Annotated in this window: 7 protein-coding genes; all 7 read left to right on the top strand. The window is 60.8% G+C overall.

Translation table 11 applies throughout. From position 1 onward, the window contains the following. Window positions 1–3 precede the first annotated feature (3 nt). The gene (locus tag ABC383_RS22960; RefSeq protein ID WP_413017592.1) at window positions 4–942 is read left to right on the top strand and encodes an efflux RND transporter periplasmic adaptor subunit; all 939 of its coding nucleotides are present in this window, start codon (window positions 4–6) and stop codon (window positions 940–942) included. A 15-nt stretch (window positions 943–957) separates the two neighbouring features. Next, window positions 958–8,745: a DUF4347 domain-containing protein gene (locus ABC383_RS22955; RefSeq protein ID WP_413017590.1), complete on the top strand. Its 7,788-nt coding sequence runs from the start codon at window positions 958–960 to the stop codon at window positions 8,743–8,745. Beyond that, on the top strand, window positions 8,742–11,297 hold the full coding sequence (locus tag ABC383_RS22950; RefSeq protein WP_413017588.1) for a hybrid sensor histidine kinase/response regulator: 2,556 nt from the start codon (window positions 8,742–8,744) through the stop codon (window positions 11,295–11,297). Before ABC383_RS22955 ends, ABC383_RS22950 begins: the two co-directional genes overlap by 4 nt. Next, entirely contained in the window at window positions 11,294–13,138 is a 1,845-nt protein-coding gene (locus ABC383_RS22945; RefSeq protein WP_413017586.1) for a GGDEF/EAL domain-containing response regulator, read from the top strand. The genes ABC383_RS22950 and ABC383_RS22945 overlap by 4 nt, the downstream gene beginning before the upstream one ends. Before the next feature lie 258 nt (window positions 13,139–13,396). Next, window positions 13,397–14,413 carry an IS110 family RNA-guided transposase gene (locus ABC383_RS22940; RefSeq protein WP_413017584.1) on the top strand — a complete coding sequence of 339 codons (1,017 nt, stop codon included), beginning with the start codon at window positions 13,397–13,399 and terminating at the stop codon, window positions 14,411–14,413. Window positions 14,414–14,902: 489 nt separating this feature from the next. Beyond that, a complete protein-coding gene (locus ABC383_RS22935; RefSeq protein ID WP_413017582.1) occupies window positions 14,903–16,207 on the top strand; it encodes a restriction endonuclease-related protein in 1,305 nt (434 codons plus the stop codon). A 17-nt stretch (window positions 16,208–16,224) separates the two neighbouring features. After that, complete coding sequence (locus ABC383_RS22930) at window positions 16,225–19,659, top strand: hypothetical protein (RefSeq protein ID WP_413017580.1); 3,435 nt, start codon at window positions 16,225–16,227, stop codon at window positions 19,657–19,659. Window positions 19,660–19,668 lie beyond the last annotated feature (9 nt).

Genomic DNA, 19,668 nt, shown 5'->3' with positions numbered 1-19,668 from the left:
AACATGAAAAAAACAGTGTCGCTCACGCGGCTGGCTATCGCTTGCAGCATCGGCCTAACCGCGGCACAGGCCATCGCCGCCGGCCCGGTCGGCTGCCTGATCGAACCCGATCAAGTCGCTGAACTGGGCACGCCGGCTGCTGGCGTCATCCGCAGCATGCTGGTCGACCGTGGCGACTGGGTGCATAAAGGCCAGGTCATTGCAGTGCTGCAGGACGATATCGAGCGCGCATCGGCTGATGTGGCGCAGAGCCGCTTCCAGGCGGAAGCCGAAGTGCGTGCCGCGCAGGCCGCGCTGGCGCTAGCACAGCAGCGCCGCGACCGTTCGATCGAGCTGGAGGCCAGGGGCTTCATTTCGGCCCAGGCGCTCGAACAAGCCCTGGCGGAAACCCGGGTCACCGAGGAAAAGATGCTGCAGGCGCGGGAACAGAAGCGCGCCCTGGAAAAAGAATATGCGCTTGCCAAGATAAGGCTGGGCGAGCGCACCATACGCAGCCCCTTCGATGGCGTGGTGGTGGAGCGTTACTTCACTTCCGGCGAGCGGGTGGAGGAAAAGCCCATGGTGCGGATTGCAAAGGTCAATCCCCTGCGGGTGGAGGTGATCCTGCCCAGCAACATGTACGGCAGCGTCAAGCCGGGATCCAGGGCGCAGGTGATGACGGACCTGCCCGGCATGGCGGCGCAACCGGCCAGGGTGTCGCTGGTGGACAAGGTGCTTGATGCCGCCAGCGGCACTTACCGCGCACGCATGCTGTTGCCGAATGCGGACGGCAAGATACCTGCAGGCCTTCGCTGCCGGGTGCAGTTCGATGAGGCTGGCCGGCCTGCCGACAAGCCGGAGGGCAGCCCGCCGCCTCCGGTCCAGCCGTCAGCACTGTCGGCATCGGCCATGCCGCTGAAACTCGATACCCGCTTGTCGGCTGCGTCGCGCAGCAAGCCATAGGAAGACTTGCCGACCATGGGCTGGTACCGAAATCGCACGCAACCTGTTGGCCGCCATCAGGAGACCCGATCGCGCGGGCTGCTTGCGCGACTGCTTCATGGCTGGGAAGCGCGGCAGGGAGGTGGGCAGCGGCAGCGGCCGCAAGTCGAGGAATATGAGCCGCGGCTCCTGTATTCAGCCGACCCGGCTGGTTTAGGGGTGATGCTGGCCGGCGGCGGCGAGGTAGTCGAGCAAAGGGTCATCAGCGCGCAGGGGGAATACGTAGCGGCATCAGCGCCCAGTATCGCGGCCACGCGCCACGAACTGCTGATCGTCGGCGCCGGCATCGATGACAGCGACACGCTGCTGGAAGGCCTGGCGAGCGACGGCCGCGACATCGAGGTCCTCGTGCTCGATCCGGGGCGCGACAGCATGGTCCAGATTACCGAAGCGCTGGCGGGACGGAGCGACCTGTCGGCTATCCATATCCTTTCGCACGGCAACGAGGGCATGCTGCAACTGGGTGCTACGGTCCTCGATAGCGCCGGGCTTGCGTCGCGTGCCGGCGAGATCGGCCTCTGGGGCGACGCGCTGCAAAGCGATGGCGACATCCTGCTGTACGGCTGCGACGTGGCCGCCGGCAGCACTGGCGCCGCCTTTGTCCGGCAACTGGCGGCACTGACCGGCGCTGACGTCGCGGCCAGCACGAACTTGACCGGCGCCGGCCGCTACCAGGGGGACTGGACCCTGGAATACCAGACCGCCAGCATCGAGACCAGCATTGCCTTCTCCAGCGCGGCGCAAGTGCAGTGGGGCGGCCTGCTGGAAACTTTGGTCAATGGCAATCCTGCCAATACTCAGGACCAGGCGGCCATCGCGATCAGCACGTCGGGCAATTTTGTGGTTGTCTGGACGGCGGATCATGCCGAAGATGGCGACAAGCACGGCGTCTTCGGCCAGCTTTTCGACGCCTCCGGCAACCGGATCGGAGCGAACTTCCAAGTCAATACCGACTTCAAGGACGAGCAGCAGAACGCCACTGTTGGCTTCGCCGCCGACGGCACCTTCGTCGTGGCCTGGGCCAGCCATAGCGGCCTGCTGGGCGACAGTAACGGCTGGAGTATCCGTGCCCAGCGTTTTCAGTCCGATGGCACCAAGGCGGGTTCCGAATTCTTGGTCAACCAGCTCACGGCCGGTGAACAGACATTGCCATCCATCGCCGTGGCAGCAGATGGCCAGTTCGTCGTGGCGTGGGCCAGCAACCAGGGCAATGATGTCTACGCGCGCCATTTCAGATCTGATGGCTCCGCGCGCTCTGGTGACATCCTGGTCAACACGATCGTTACGGACGGTACGCAAACCAGCCCCCAGGTTGCCTGGGCGGGTAATTCGTACATCGTGACATGGCAGAGCGACCGGGGCGGCAGCGGCAAGGCGGTCTTTGCGCAAATCATGAGCAGCAGCGACGTTCCGGTCGGCACGGGTTTCCGCGTCAATACCTACGACACCAACGACCAGACTGCGCCCGTGATCGCTGGCAACAGCAGCGGCGCCTATGTAATCAGCTGGGTCAGCGCGGGCCAGGATGGCACGGGCAACGGTATCTACGCCCAGTTATACAAGCCCATGATCGGCGTCACTCCGAGTGCTGTTCCCTATGGCACGGAATTCCGCGTCAATACCGTGACCGACAAGGACCAGATTGCACCATCAGCTGCCATGGACGGCAGCGGCAACTTCCTTATCAGCTGGACCAGCAAGGGAGAGGATAGCGGCGACACGCTGGGCGTGTATGCCCAGCGCTACAGCGCCAATGGCACGCCGTCGGGCAATCCATTCCGGGTGAACACGACTACAGCCCTGAATCAGTCCCTTTCCGTGGTGGCCATGAACGCTGCCGGCGCCGCCGCCATCGCGTGGGAGGGCAATGGCGTGGGCGATGCCAACGGCGTTTTCGTCGCCAATTATATTCCTGCAAACAATCCGCCGGTCGCCGCGCCCGATATCGTCAACATCACGCAGGACGACCGCTTCATCAGCCCTGCCACGGGAGTATTGGCCAACGATTCCGATTCTGATGCCGGGGCAGTGCTGGCGGTGGATGCGGTAATGCCAGCAAATTCCGACAGTGGGGTAGCGGTGACAGCGCAAGGCACCGTGGTCAATGGCGTATATGGAACCCTGCTGATCAGATCCGACGGCAGCTACGAGTACACCGCCGGGGCAGCCGCCCGCGCGCTGGCTGCCGGGCAAACGGCAAGCGACGTGTTTGCTTACTTCATCCACGACAATAACAACGCCGGTGCATCGTCCATGCTGACGTTCAGTGTGCTTGGAAAGAATGACGCGCCAACGGCAGTCGATGACAGTTATGCCGTGTTCAAGGGAAACAACCTGGTCGTTGCCGCAGCCGGCCTGCTTGCCAATGACCGGGACCCGGACCAGATGCTAATCCCGGATTCTCTCGTGGTGCTGGCGGCCGGTTATGCGGCCACGAGCAGTGCGCCGGGACAGAGCCTGCGGGGCCAGTATGGCAGCCTCAGCTTCAACGCCAACGGTGCTTTCAGCTATGTGCTGGACGGGCAGGACCCCGTTGCAAGCCTGCAGGCCGGTCAATCGCTGACAGAGACATTCACCTATCAGATATCGGACTCGTCCGGGGCTGTCTCCAGCGCGACACTGCGCATCGTCATCCTGGGCAAGAATACCGCGCCAATTGCGGTCGACGATGGCGGGTATACGGTGCAGGAGGATGGCAGGCTGGTAGTGGCGGCACCGGACAGCGTGCTGACGAACGATATGGACGGTGAAGGAAAGGAAACGTTATCTGCCGTGCTGGAAAACGGGCCGTCGCATGGCACGCTGGTGCTTAACACGGATGGTTCTTTCATCTACACCCCTAATGTCAGCTACTTCGGCACCGATACCTTTACTTACCGGACGAGTGACGGATCGCTGGTCTCAGACCCGGCGACAGTAGCCATCACGATCAGTCATGTGAACCATGCGCCGGTTGCCGAGGCCGACAGCGCAGCGCTGCCGCAAGATGCGAGCCTTGACGTCAACGCCGCGAACGGCCTGCTCTATAATGACACGGATGTCGATGCCGGAGACCAACTGACCATCCTTGCCGTGCAATCTGGCGACAGTACATCTGGCATTGATCCAGGATCATCCATCTCGATCCGCAGCGACTATGGTTTGCTGACGATTGCAAGCGATGGCTCGTATAGTTACCTGGCAAATGGGCTGGAAAGCAGGGCGCTCGGCCAGGGGGCGGTCTCCAGCGATATTTTCAATTACACGATTAGCGATGGAAAAGGCGGCACGGCAAGCGCAACGCTGGTCATCACCATCACCGGCGGCAACGATGCGCCCACCATCAGCGGCGCCACCGCTGGCCACCAGGTCAATGACAATGGCAGCCTGCAGCCATTCAGCGACGTCACGATTGCCGATATCGACAGCCCGGCCCAGCAGCTCACCGTGACTATTGCGTTGGACGATGCCGCCAAGGGCTCACTGTCGAGCATTTTGGGCGGGTCATACAGCGCCGGTGTCTACACCTTTACGGGCAGCGCTGACCAAGTGAACGCCGCAGTGCATAGCGTGAGATTTACGCCCACCGAGAACCGGGTCGTCCCGCTCGCAACGGAAACTACCAGTTTCGTCATCAGCGTCAGCGATGGCATTGCCACGGCAACGAACTCTGCAACAACCGTAATCTCGACCTCGGTCAACGATGCGCCTGTGATTACCGGCACGCTGGCTGGCCAGGCTGTCGACGACAAGTCCAGCCTTTCGCCATTTGCGGGCGTAACGATTGCCGACGCCGACAACGCGTCGCAGCAGCTGACGGTGCAGATGAAGCTCGACAGCGCCGACAAGGGCTCGCTGACCAACCTCGGCGGCGGCACCTATGACGGCGCGACCGGGATTTACACCTTCACCGGCACCGCTGCCCAGGCCACGGCCGCGCTGCGCGGGCTGGTGTTCACGCCGACGGCAAACCGCGTACTGCCCAACACGATTGACACCACGACCCTGACGCTTACCGTGAACGACGGCTTTGCTACCATCACTGACAGCACCACCACGATGGATTCGCGCTCGATCAACGATGCGCCCATCGTTAGCGGCACGCTGGCTGGCCAGGCTGTCGACGACAAGTCCAGCCTTTCGCCATTTGCGGGCGTGATGATTGCCGACGCCGACAACGCGTCGCAGCAGCTGACGGTGCAGGTGAAGCTCGACAGCGCCGACAAGGGGTCGCTGACCAACCTTGGCGGCGGCAGCTACGACGTCAATTCGCGTATCTACACCTTCACCGGCACGGCGTCGCAGGCCACGGCCGCGCTGCGTGGCCTGGTGTTCACGCCTACGGCAAACCGCGTGCTGCCCAACACGATTGACACCACGACCCTGACGCTTGTCGTGAACGACGGCTTTGCTACCATCACTGACAGCACCACCACGATGGATTCGCGCTCGATCAACGATGCGCCCATCGTTAGCGGCACGCTGGCTGGCCAGGCTGTCGACGACAAGTCCAGCCTTTCGCCATTTGCGGGCGTGATGATTGCCGACGCCGACAACGCGTCGCAGCAGCTGACGGTGCAGGTGAAGCTCGACAGCGCCGACAAGGGGTCGCTGACCAACCTCGGCGGCGGCACCTATGACGGCGCGACCGGGATTTACACCTTCACCGGCACGGCGTCGCAGGCCACGGCCGCGCTGCGTGGCCTGGTGTTCACGCCTACGGCAAACCGCGTGCTGCCCAACACGATTGACACCACGACCCTGACGCTTGTCGTGAACGACGGCTTTGCTACCATCACTGACAGCACCACCACGATGGATTCGCGCTCGATCAACGATGCGCCCATCGTTAGCGGCACGCTGGCTGGCCAGGCTGTCGACGACAAGTCCAGCCTTTCGCCATTTGCGGGCGTAACGATTGCCGACGCCGACAACGCATCGCAGCAGCTAACCGTGCAGGTGAAGCTCGACAGCGCCGACAAGGGCTCGCTGACCAACCTTGGCGGCGGCAGCTACGACGGCGCGACCGGGATTTACACCTTCACCGGCACGGCGTCGCAGGCCACGGCCGCGCTGCGTGGCCTGGTGTTCACGCCTACGGCAAACCGCGTACTGCCCAATACGATTGACACCACGACCCTGACGCTTACCGTGAACGACGGCTTTGCTACCATCACTGACAGCACCACCACGGTGGATTCGCGCTCGATCAACGATGCGCCCATCGTTAGCGGCACGCTGGCTGGCCAGGCTGTCGACGACAAGTCCAGCCTTTCGCCATTTGCGGGCGTAACGATTGCCGACGCCGACAACGCATCGCAGCAGCTAACCGTGCAGATGAAGCTCGACAGCGCCGACAAGGGCTCGCTGACCAACCTCGGCGGCGGCACCTATGACGGCGCGACCGGGATTTACACCTTCACCGGCACCGCTGCCCAGGCCACGGCCGCGCTGCGCGGGCTGGTGTTCACGCCGACGGCAAACCGCGTACTGCCCAATACGATTGACACCACGACCCTGACGCTTACCGTGAACGACGGCTTTGCTACCATCACTGACAGCACCACCACGGTGGATTCGCGCTCGATCAACGATGCGCCCATCGTTAGCGGCACGCTGGCTGGCCAGGCTGTCGACGACAAGTCCAGCCTTTCGCCATTTGCGGGCGTAACGATTGCCGACGCCGACAACGCGTCGCAGCAGCTGACGGTGCAGATGAAGCTCGACAGCGCCGACAAGGGCTCGCTGACCAACCTCGGCGGCGGCACCTATGACGGCGCGACCGGGATTTACACCTTCACCGGCACGGCGTCGCAGGCCACGGCCGCGCTGCGTGGCCTGGTGTTCACGCCGACGGCAAACCGCGTACTACCCAATACGATTGACACCACGACCCTGACGCTTACCGTGAACGACGGCTTTGCTACCATCACTGACAGCACCACCACGATGGATTCGCGCTCGATCAACGATGCGCCCATCGTTAGCGGCACGCTGGCTGGCCAGGCTGTCGACGACAAGTCCAGCCTTTCGCCATTTGCGGGCGTAACGATTGCCGACGCCGACAACGCATCGCAGCAGCTAACCGTGCAGGTGAAGCTCGACAGCGCCGACAAGGGCTCGCTGACCAACCTTGGCGGCGGCAGCTACGACGTCAATTCGCGTATCTACACCTTCACCGGCACCGCTGCCCAGGCCACGGCCGCGCTGCGCGGGCTGGTGTTCACGCCGACGGCAAACCGCGTACTGCCCAACACGATTGACACCACGACCCTGACGCTTACCGTGAACGACGGCTTTGCTACCGTCACTGACAGCAGCACCACGGTGGACGCGCGCTCGGTCAACGATGCGCCCGTCATCAGCGGCACGCTGGCTGGCCAGGGTGTCAATGACAATGCTACGCTTTCGCCATTTGCGGGCGTAACGATTGCCGACGCCGACAACGCATCGCAGCAGCTAACCGTGCAGGTGAAGCTCGACAGCGCCGACAAGGGGTCGCTGACCAACCTCGGCGGCGGCACCTATGACGGCGCGACCGGGATTTACACCTTCACCGGCACGGCGTCGCAGGCCACGGCCGCGCTGCGTGGCCTGGTGTTCACGCCCACGGCAAACCGCGTTACGCCCGGTGCGACCGACACAACGATTTTCTTCCTCACGCTCCGGGATGAATCGGGCGCGCTGGCTGAAGCGCTGGCGAGCGTCATCACGACCTCGATCAACGACGCTCCAGTAGGGTGGGGGGCAGCTGTGACTGGCCAGCAAGATGCGGGCACCTTGCTGGCCGTGGTCTTGCTTGCGGAAGATACAGATGCCGATCCGGTTTCCATCGTCATCGTCCGCCTGCCTGCCCATGGCACGCTGTATTTCGACGCCGCCGGCACGCAGCTGCTGTCCTCCGGCTCGACGCTAAACGTAGCTGGCGATGCGGCGCGGGTGTATTTCCGGCCCCAAGCCGGCTGGGCAGGAGAGGCCCGGTTTTCCTATGCCGCCATCGATGCGCATGGCCTGCAGGGGAAGCCCGCCGAAGTGCGCGTCAGCATCACCGCCTCCATTGGCGTTCCGCCACCCATGCCAGTGTCCCAGGCTGGCGTGACGCCACCACAGACGGAGCCTTCGACGCGCACGACGGCAGACGCGCAGGACAAGTCATCCGCCGAGAAAAAGCCGGCCCTGCTGGCGCGGCTGACCGCGTCCGAAGTCTTGCCGCACAAGATGGCAGCCGAATCTGCCAACCTTGCCTTGCCGGCACAGGAGATGGCGCAGACTGCCCCTGCAACGGCTGCGAATCGCCATGCCGGCGCCGGGGCGCGGTCGCTTGCCGTCAGCTTCCTGGCAATGCGGGCCGGCGATGCCGACGGCAACAATTTCTTCGAGGTCGGCGCACTCCAGTCCCCGGCCTTGCCGGCGTCCGTGCTTGAGCAGTCCCGAGCCGCAATGCGCAGTGACAGCATGATGCGCGGCCTAGACGAACTGCGCCAGAGCGTGAAGGCCAGCGAAGAGGCCGAACAGCGCGTCGTCGGCGCTACAGTGGCCGTCGGCACCAGCTTCTCGGTTGGCTATGTGATCTGGCTGCTGCGCGGCGGCGTGCTGGCCACCAGCCTCTTGTCCTCACTACCGGCCTGGCGGTTTGTCGACCCGCTGCCGGTTCTTAAGCAGTTCATGGACGAAGAGGAGAAAGAGGCGAAAGAGGCGGACGACTCGCTTGAATCTATTATCGGCGCCGGCGAAACTAGCAAAGATAAAACCGCCGCGCAGGCAGCAGAGGAGGGCCGTAAATGAAGGCATTGAATGCCAAAACCTATATTTCGCTGGGCCTAGCCGTACTGGTGACTAGCACGCTGTTCGCCGCCTCGTTCTTCGGGCTGGTGCCGGACCGGCCGGCCGCTATCCGCGACGGCCGCGCCGCGCTGGCTGAATCGCTGGCCATCACCAGCACCGCTCTGGTGACTCGCAACGATCTGGCGACCTTCGAGTCCATCCTGAGGATGGTTGTCAAGCGCAATGCGGAGCTACTGTCAGCCGGCGTGCGCGGCGCGGATCGAACGCTGCTGGTCGCCGTCGGCGACCATGCTCGCCTGTGGTCCGAGGTCGCGGACACCCATTCCACCGATACCCAGCTGCATGTGCCCATCTTCTCGGGCAGTGCAAAGTGGGGCCAGCTAGAGCTGCGTTATTCGGATGGCCACGGTGTGGGCTTGACCGCTATGCTTAATTCACCGCTGCTGATGCTGGTGACGTTCATGACGGTAGCCTGCGCACTGATGTTCTATTTTTACCTGGGCAAGGTGCTGCGCCATCTGGATCCGTCGGAGGCCATACCGGGCCGGGTGCGCGCCGCGCTCGACACCCTGGCGGAAGGCCTGCTTGTTCTGGACCGCCGCCAGAACATCGTGCTCGCCAATGAAGCGTTCGCCACGTTGGCGGGCGTGAGGCCGGACGCGCTGCTCGGGAAGAGCGCGGCCGAGCTGCCCTGGATCGATAGCAATGGCCGACCTGCCGCAAAGGCATCCATGCCATGGCTGGCGCAGCTCAAGAGAAATGCCCAGTCCGTCGACAGCATCATCCATCTACGCGACAGCCGCGGCGAGCAGCGCATGTTCGTGGTCAATTGCTCCCCGGTGCTTGCCGAGCAGGGCAAGCCCAACGGCGTGTTCATCAGCTTCAACGACGTCACCGAGATCGAGCGCAACAAGATTGAACTCTATCAGGCGAAGGATCAGGCCGAATCGGCCAGCAGGGCCAAGAGCGAGTTTCTGGCCAACATGAGTCACGAGATCCGCACCCCCATGAACGCCATCCTCGGCTTTACCGAACTGCTGCAGCGGGGCTACGGCAAGAGCGAGCAAGAGTCGCTCAAGTTCCTCAATACGATCCATTCCAGCGGCCGGCATTTGCTGGAACTGATCAACGACATCCTTGACCTGTCCAAGGTCGAGGCGGGGCAAATGGAGATGGAGATTGCGGAATGCGCAGCTCACTTGGTTGTGCTGGAGGTCGCCAATGTGCTAGCCGTGCGCGCGGCGGAAAAAGGAATCACGGTAAACATTGCCGCCAGGAGCCCAATACCGCGAGCCATCAGGACAGACCCGGGGCGGCTGCGCCAGATTGTCACGAATTTGGTGGGGAACGCGATCAAGTTTACCGAGCGCGGGAGCGTTCGCATTGAACTCTACATGGAGCAAGGGGGGTATGAGAACGACAAGGCGCTTTTCGCAATCGATGTGATCGACAGCGGCATTGGCATTGCTTCGGACAAGCTGTCCGCCGTCTTTGAGGCTTTCGTGCAGGCCGACACCAGCGTCACACGTCGGTTCGGCGGCACCGGCCTTGGCCTGTCGATATCGAGGCGCTTTGCCCGCGCCCTCGGCGGCGATATCGTTGCTACCAGCGTTCTGGGCCAGGGAAGCACGTTTGCCATCCGTATCGATTGTGGTGCGATCGAAGGCGTCCCCATGCTGACGCCAGAACAGGTTGTCGCAGCCAGCGAAGTCACCTCCCGCAGCGAGCAGGCCCTTCAATGGGTTTTCCCCACAGGCAGCCGGGTGCTGGTGGTGGACGATGGGCCCGAAAATCGGGAACTGCTAAGGCTTGTGCTGGAAGAATGCGGCGCGACGGTGGACCAGGCGGAGAATGGCTTGGTCGGGATGGAAATGGCGCTGGCGCGCAATTATGGCTTGGTGCTAATGGACATGCAGATGCCGGTTATGGATGGCTTCATGGCGACGGGCCGGCTGCGCGAACGCGGCTATGCGCAGCCAATCTTCGCGCTGACGGCACATGCAATGAACGGCTTTGAGCAGGAAGTCATCGCAGCTGGATGTAGCGGCTATCTCACCAAGCCGATACACATCGATGGCTTGCTCGCCACGGTCGCCGGCGTACTCGGCGGCAAACAGGTTCACACCCCGGAGCGGCAGGCCCAAGCCAGGCTCCCGGCAGGGCATGCCGTGCATACCGCGCCGGCCCTGCCGCTCGCGTCCCCTGCGCCGGCTTTGGCCGCCGACGATGCGCAGGCCGACTCGGGTCCGCTGCTGTCGCGTTTGGCCAACCGGCCGCGGCTGCACAATTCGATCCGCAAATTCACCTCCCGCCTCGCGGAGCAGCTCGACGCCATGGATGCCGCCTGGCAGGCCCGCGATTTGGCCGCACTGGCCGCGTTGGTGCATTGGCTCAAGGGGGCGGCTGGAACGGTTGGCTATGATGCCTTCACCGATCCGTCGGCAGAGCTTGAAAGCCGCATAGAACGAAACGACGAACAAGCTGTTGCCGCATCGCTAGCGCTGCTTCGCAGTTTGCAAGCCCGCATCGTCGAACCGAGCGCAACGGAATGACAATCTTTAAAACGGAAAGCAAACACGTGACACACCCTCATATACCCCCGGTGCTGCCGGACTCAGGCAGTGCGCTGAAACTGCACGACATGAGTGGCTACGGCAGCGAACTGAACGTGCTCCGGGACGCCTGTATCATGATGGTGGACGATGAGCCTATCAATATCGAGGTCGTTCAGGAGTTCCTGACTGAGGCGGGATACAGCAATTTCATTGACACCAGTGAGCCGGCGCTGGCAATGGATTTGATGATTGAACGTAAGCCTGACGTTGTGCTGCTCGATCTGATGATGCCCGACGTGACCGGTTTCGACATCCTGCAGTTCATGCGGCTGGATGAGCGTTACCGACACATCCCGGTCATCGTACTGACATCTTCCAGCAGCCCTGAGGCCAAGTTGCGGGCGCTCGAACTCGGCGCGACCGACTTCCTTAACAAGCCGGTGGACCCCAGCGAACTTGCGTTACGTATCTGGAATACGCTTGTGGCCAAGGTCTATCTGGACCGGCTTGCCTATTGCGATTTGCTGACCGGCTTGCCCAACCGGCGCATGTTCTATGACCACCTGGACTGGGCGCTGCGTCAAGCGCGGCGCCATGGCCGCAACGGTGCGCTCATGTATATCAACGTTGACCGCTTCAAGAAAATCAATGACGCACTCGGTCCGACGTTTGCAGATGCCTTTCTTCAGGAGGTGGGCCAGCGACTCGAGAGAAGCATACGCAGCACGGACAGTGCCAGCCGTAGCGACGCTGGCCACCCTTATCTTTCGCGCGTGGGAGGGGATGAATTCGCGGTGCTGCTCACTGAGATCGAAAAGGAGGAAGACGCCATCCATATTGCGCGCCGCCTCCTCGGCGTGATGAATGAGCCCTTTCAAATTGCCAGCCAGCGCTTGTTCACCTCGTGCAGTGTCGGCATCACGGTATTCCCGGGCGATAGCACGGAACGCGATTTGTTATTGCAAAATGCCGGGGTTGCAATGAATTTTGCCAAGCAGCAGGGCGGCAATGCCTACCAATTCTATTCTAGCGATCTTAATGAGCGTTCCCTGCAGTATCTCGGCCTGCAAAGCGATCTTCATAAAGCGATTGGCCTGGGTGAATTGAAACTATTCTACCAGCCCAAGGTGGATACCCAAACCCGGCGCATCGTCGGCGCCGAGGCGCTCATCCGCTGGCAGCACGGAGAACGCGGTTTTATTCGTCCTGATGAGTTTATCCCGCTGGCGGAAGAAAGCGGCTTGATTGTTCCAATTGGTGCTTGGGTGCTTGCCGAGGCATGCCGCCACATCCGCTTGTGGCAAGCGCGCGGCCTGGCTGTTCCGAGGATTTCCATCAATGTTTCCGGACACCAGTTCAGCAGTCCCGATTTTCTTGGATCGGTGCGCGACATCATGGCGTCAAGCGGCGTGGATCCAAAGTATTTCACGTTCGAAGTTACCGAGAGCGTGCTGATGAAAAACGCAGACGACAGCATTGCCCTCCTTAGCCAGTTCAAGAACATGGGCTTGCACTTGTCAATGGATGACTTCGGTACCGGATATTCCTCGCTCAGCTATCTGCGTGGATTTCCGTTGGATGAACTTAAGATCGACCGCTCATTTCTTCAGGAACTTGAGCCAGCTGAACAACTGCAACATTTGCAAAGCGTGAAAGGACGCGGCACGCTCATTGCCGGCATTATTGCTTTGGGCCGCAGCCTTGGGCTGCGTGTCGTCGTCGAAGGCGTGGAGACCGAACAACAATATCTTTTTTTAAAGGAAAAAGGCTGCGACCAATGCCAGGGCTATCTCTTCGCTAAGCCAATGCCATGCTCAGAATTTGAACAGCTTCTCTAAGCGAAACCCACTTGGCCTTGCCCCCTTTTCATAAGCGCAATTTGACGCACCTATCGGACCAGGGTAAAGATGGCAGGCTGGTGTCCACCAATCCAAAACTGCTCTCATTTGCTATGCCAAGCAGCGTAGCGTAGGGAAGATCGGGTATTTCAACTTTGCTAGAAACGGACATTAATGAGATGGTCAGCCTCCGCCCCCGCCGTTGGCGGAGACGGAGGTCGGGGTTAACCTAAGGAGATTAATCGTACGGAGGCCACCATGGAAATCGCCGTTCTTGGAATTGATCTGGGCAAAAGTACTTTCCACCTTTGCGGCCAAGACCGGGCAGGGCACGTCCTGTTGCGGCGTAAGTTGAGCAGGAGCCAGTTGCTTCCAGCACTTGTCCGGCTGCCGCCGTGCCTGATCGTCATGGAAGCTTGCGCTGGTGCCCATTACCTTGCTCGCAAATTAACTGAGATGGGGCATCAGGCCAAGTTAATTGCCGCGCAGTACGTTAAGCCTTTCGTCAAAGGGAACAAGAACGACTTCATTGATGCCGAGGCAATTTGTGAAGCGGCTCGGCGCCCGACCATGCGGTTTGTTGCAATCAAGACGCTCGACCAACAAGCGCTTGCTGTGCTTCACCGGATGCGGGATGGCTTCGTCAAGGAACGAACCCGATGCATGAATCAAGTCCACGGTTTCCTGCTGGAGTTTGGCTTGGTCGTGTCCAAAGGACATACCGGGATGCGGCAACTGGCGATCTTGCTTGACGCCAAAAAAGAACAGCTTCCGCAACGGTTCATTTATCTCCTGGAGCGCTTGCATGCGCATTACGTCGATCTGAGTAAGCAAATTGCCGAGCTTGAGCGCGAATGCAGCCGGTTGCTGGCAGAAGATGAGGCCGGAAAGCGTCTGATGACCGTCCCTGGCATTGGGCCGGTAACCGCAAGCCTGATGGTTGCCCAAATTGGCAATGCGACCCAGTACGCCAACGGCCGCCACATGGCTGCTGCGCTCGGTCTGGTACCGCGCCAGCACTCAACTGGCGGCAGATCGAGACTGCTTGGCATCAGCAAGCGGGGCGACAAGAATTTGCGACGATTGCTGGTGCAAGGTGCGCGTGCAGTGCTGATCCAGCGGGAGAAGCACCACGATGCGTTGAATGACTGGGTTCAACGCGTCATGGCGCGGCGACACATCAACGTTGCAGTCGTCGCATTAGCCAACAAGATTGCTCGGATCGCATGGGCGGTTCTGGCAAAAGGAACGTCCTATGAGCCGAAGCTGATGTAGCCATTTAGTGAATCCTTTCCACGTGTTTGCGACAGCAGATATTGAGATGACGAGAACGGCACAAGGTCGGGCAGAAAACCTGAAAGTTGTATAAGTCTTCGAGACTGCGACATTATGAAGGACTGACCGGCGCGACTACTCATTGAGGACCGGAGAATAGATTCTCCAACTGAAGTCCGGATACATACTCGCAAGCCAATTCGTGATCTTGGGTCTGTGGTTGCAAATAGGAGGCTGACCATACATACAACTTTGCCGTGACATCAAAAAAACCAATAATTTGATTTATGTAAAATATAGTTAAACCATTCGGCAACCGTAAATCAATCTGTGGTTCCCGGCATTTAAGTCGGAAATTCAGGAGTTAGTTGGAAATTTTTTTAGCTAGTCCGCGGTAATATTGATACGCGTTACAACTGTAACGATTTCAACGTATTTCCTTTGCAACGCTAAAAAACGCCGGTATATTGCAGCAAAATTAAGCAACCAATGGCGGAAGCGATGGCGGCTAGTTTCACAGCTTTACTAAATTCGGTCTTCGATACTTCCAAGCATGGCTGGAAGACCCGTGCCGCCAAGGAACTCGCTATCTCCCGGCCGCGCCTGGACCGTTATCTGGCTTGGGAGGCCGAAGGCGATATCGATGCCATTCCGGCCGAGATTTGGGATCGCCTGCAACGCCTGAATGTCTCCTCTCAAACGCCTGCTGCGGTATTGAGCGTCGAGTCCATGGTGCGCGAACTGGCCAGAGGCCTGGTCGAACTTCAGGAGAAAGTCGACGAGATTGGACATATTCTCGCACCTTACCCTTTGCCGCTGCGACGCGGCTTTAACCTGGCCGCCCTCCTCAATATCGAGTTGGGCAAATCCTATCCAGTCAATCTGATTGAATTCCTGGTGGCTTGCCAGCAGCCGCTTTACCAGTGGTGTCCGGACTATGATGGCGCGGATGCCGAGGAATTTGGGGCTGTCGTGTTGTTCGAGAGCGGCAGCATCACGGAAGATTGCCTGCGATTTGTCAGCGCAAGAAGCGTCGATGAAGAGCACCACTACTACGAAACGGTGATGGCGGCGTGCAGCACCATGGCGCCTGCCGATGCGCAGGCGTTCTATGTGGCATGGCGGCGTACCGTCATTGATTCGCCCACGGTCGCCAGCCGCTCCGTGTTCTTACTGGACCCGGTATTGCGTCGGCACCCGGCGGATACCATCGAGCTGGTCAATCAGTTTTACCGACCACTCCTGCCCATTCACTGCGTCGACGGCAAGGTGCCTATCTGCCCGGTCTCGAAAGTGCGCGTGGCGCGTGTCAATGGCGTCTGGACTTCGGAGAGCCGCGATCCGCTTGCACGGCAACTGCTGGAGCAGCACGGACCACAGATGCTTGACTACGGGCCGGACATGCTTGAACTAAAGCGTCCGGCGCGCCTGTTCTGGGCGCTGCCCGGCGTGACGGAAGTCCAGTTATATGAGGATGTGCTTGCGCTAGGCTACGACGCCGAGTTGTGGCCACTGATGGACGCGGTCGACCTGCTGATACACCACCCAACACATCCGCATCATTGGGCGGTCGACGTCAAGGTGCATCGCTCGGCGATTGGTTTGGCGCGCAGCTTCAAGGAATTCAAGGCATTCAAGCGGCACCGGCTCGCCATCGTTGTGCCGGACTATCTGCTTGAGATCAACCGCCGCTACATCGAGCAGTTCACGCGGGCTAGGCGCTCTGGCCTGCGCACCGAGGCGCGCATTCTGCCCAGCAGCGATTTGCTTGCCGAACTGAGGGAGGCCCTGTGAGAAACTTCTGGCTCTGGATGAATGACTACATCGCGACCGTCTACCCGAGCCTGGAAATGGCAGACGCCAAGGTCAAACGCCGGGTCTTTCTAGCAGACCTGTGTCTGCATTTCCTTTGCAAACATCTACAGTCCGACGAGGTCGGCGTGATGCCGATCCTGCTGCAGGGTCATTGCGCGGGCTGGCTGCGTGAAGACCTGCGCGCACCGCTGTTTCGGTTGCGTCAGTATGCGCATGGACTCGCCGCTCGCTTCTCCTGGAACGGCGCAATGGAAGAGCATGCCCGCCATGCGCCCCACACCGCATATTTGGTTACCGGCGGGGTCATTCGACCCTCCTCCCATGCCAGCAGCGCGGCTTTCGCACTGCTTGACCGCATCATTGCCACACCAGCCCCGTATTCCACCCGAGAGTTTTTCTACGGTAAAGAGGGCAAGGCCTATATCCGCCGGCGTAACAGCCAGGACCGCATCCAGATCACGCTGCCTGCGCCCACGGCACGCGGCGCGGCATTCGATCTCACCCGCCGCCAGAACAACCCCGCCATCGCGGTGCCATGGAGCCTCTTGCTGCATACGGCCGCTGAGGCCGACGCGCGCGAGAATGCGCCGGGCTTTCCGGCGTGGCTGCCGAAACTGCATCTGGAAGACCGCCTCAAACGGGTTAGCATTACCGACCTAGGGGAAGGTTTTTTTCGTGATGGCGTCATACACCTCGATCGCCTGCATCACGTCGTCGGCATGCTCAGCAGCGGCAAAAGCACACTCTTGCAAGCGCTGTTGTTTGTGCTCATCAGCCCGGCATTTAACAAGCGCGTGCTGGTCCTGAGCAAGGATACGGCAAGCGCGTCCGAACTGATCGCCCGCGTCAAGGCGCATGGGTATGACAAATCCACCGTCATCAGTTCATTGAATCGACGCGATGAACACCTGAACGCGGCGCTCTGGAATTCTGCCGGTTTTCCCACCGAGCAATCGTTAGAAGCGGCGGCCGGCTTGACCGAAACGCTTGACACCGCCTGCCCGCTGGAGGGCTATCAGGAAAACGACCATTCGTTCGCGGACAAGCTGAAATATCCCCCATGCGACATCCTGTACCAGCCTAAAACACGCAAAGACGGGACCCCGTTGCAGGACAAGAACGTTACCTGCCCTTACCTGACCGTGTGTCCGACCCATCGCCAGCAGCGCCAGCTCGGCAGCGCTTACGTCGTCGCCATGACGCCGCAGGCGTTTTTGCTGATGACGCCTCAAAAGTATGCGCTGCTTGAAAGCCTGTCGTTTCCCGAGGCGGCGCAGTTTCTCACGGACGTGGTGTTGATCGACGAGGCGGACGAGATCCAGCGCGCCTTCGACAAGGAATGTACGCAGAACCAAGCGTTGCTGACCTCCAGCGGCACGGCATTCACGCGCACCAGTTCCGAGGCGCTTGCCATCTCAATCAACACTAAGGGTGGCGCCCAGTATGGGAAACGCACCAACCTGTTATGGCACCGGCAGTACAACGTGCTGCAAGACGCGATCGCCGCCATCTATCATCTACTCATCAGCCGCAGTGCGCCATTGAACTGGGTCGTCGACAGTCGCACGTTCACTGCAAGCAGCATCCTGTCCAAACTGTTGCCAGTCAGCGCCGACCGTCCCGGCGCGGTCAAGAAACTCGAACAACTGGCGGCCCTCAATGGCGTCGTGTATTCCACCGTGGTGGATCTGGATCTTCCCACGCCTGCCGAGAAAGAAGCGTTGTTGCGTGCCTGCAGCAACGACGTGGAGTTGATTAATGCCTTCCGCTTCCTGCTCGACCTCCAGCCAACGGTCCTGGAGGAGGTCGTCACCGATGGCATGCGCGAAAACGCCAAAGGCTTGCAAGCCAAACTGATCGAAGCCATCGAGAAGGGGCCGTTGCAGGTGTTTGCGGGAACGGCTTCGCCGGCCAAGAAGACGCGGCGCCATCTGCTGTCACGCAGCACGCGGCCACCCTGGGACGCCGCCGCGCGCGCGTATGCCATTACCCTGGCCCTCTTGACCAATGCCTGCCTGGCCAGCTTCAATTATCTGGTGCATAACATCGGCGGCGTTGAGGACGATTTCGACTTGTCCGACACCGCGATGTTCCGGCAGGCCAGCAACATCATCCGTCAATATAGTGGCCTGGTCCCCAGCCCGCTTACCGGATTCATGTTCGGGCTGTTGTTCGAGCCGTCCACCTCGGACGCGGAATCAGGCGGTTCGCTCAGCCTCACCAACCATTTGACGATCGGCCGCTATTTATTGACTAATCTGCACCGGTTGCTACAGGCAGAGGACCAGGCCGGTCCCCATGTGCTGCTGTTGTCCGGCACCAGTTGGGCCGGGGGCTCTGCCGCCACCGCCTCCCCGCTGTTTGACGTCCAATGGCCGGTCTGCGCCATCCTCGAGCAGCCGCAGCAGGAGCGCGAAGCACTGGCCAAGAGCCGCTGCGAATATACGGCACTGGGGCCGACACCGATCCGGGTGTCAGGCCTCAGCACGGATGAGCGCCAGGACAACCTGCGCAAGATTGCCACCCAGATGATGCGCAAGCAGGCAGCAGGAACCGTGCTGCAGGCGAAGTGGCAGGAACTGGCGGCGACGGATCAGGATGGCAGCGGGCATTACGATCTGAGGCGCCGGGCGCTTTTAGTCGTCAACAACTATCAGGATGCGCGCATTGTTGCCGAAACCATTGCCCGCCTGTCCGATGGCCATCACACCGCCTATTGCCTGGTGTCCGACGCCGAAGCCAAGAAGGCGAGCAACGGCATGCCCGGCGCTTCCCCATTGGCCGTGCCGCGCCTGCATTTTCTGCCGCGCTCCCGTGTTGAAACATTCGGCCAGGCGCCCGATGGCAGTATCCTGGTGGCCCCGCTGCAGCCAATCTCGCGTGGCCACAACATCGTTCTTCCGGGCCGGGGGATTGCTGCAATCTCCACGATTTACTTTCTACACCGCCCCCACCCTCGCCCGGACAATCTCGATGTCGTCATCGGTGCGCTCAACCGCTTCGCCATGGAAGTGCTGCAGGATCGCTGCAGGCCGCCCGAGGGCGCTAGCTTAGATGAGGCCGCCCGCTGGTTTCGCAAGCAGGCGCAGCGCGCCCTGGATGACGGCTTTGCCCTGAGAACGGCGTATGGACTAATGTCGGACCATACCCGCGAACAGTTTGCCTGGGACTTGATCACCTCGCTTTGGCAGACGGTCGGGCGCGGCATCCGCGGCGGCGTGCCGGTGTTCGTCGCTTTCGTCGATGAGCGCTTTTCCCCAGGCGTCTACCGGCAGCCACCCAAGGCCGACACCAAAGAATCGAGTTGCATCGTCCAGAGCCACACCACGTTGGCGGCGGCGATGTCCGCCCATCCGCACCCCTCCGAGCGCGCGATCGCCGAGCGGCTGTACCAACCTTTCCAATCCATGCTGCACACCATCTTGCCTTAGGAGCACCGC

It is taken from the genome of Noviherbaspirillum phoenicis, from assembly GCF_047237965.1.
GTDB lineage: Bacteria > Pseudomonadota > Gammaproteobacteria > Burkholderiales > Burkholderiaceae_D > Noviherbaspirillum_A.
Note: the sequence above shows the minus strand (reverse complement) of the source record. Positions and strands in the feature narration are given on the sequence as shown.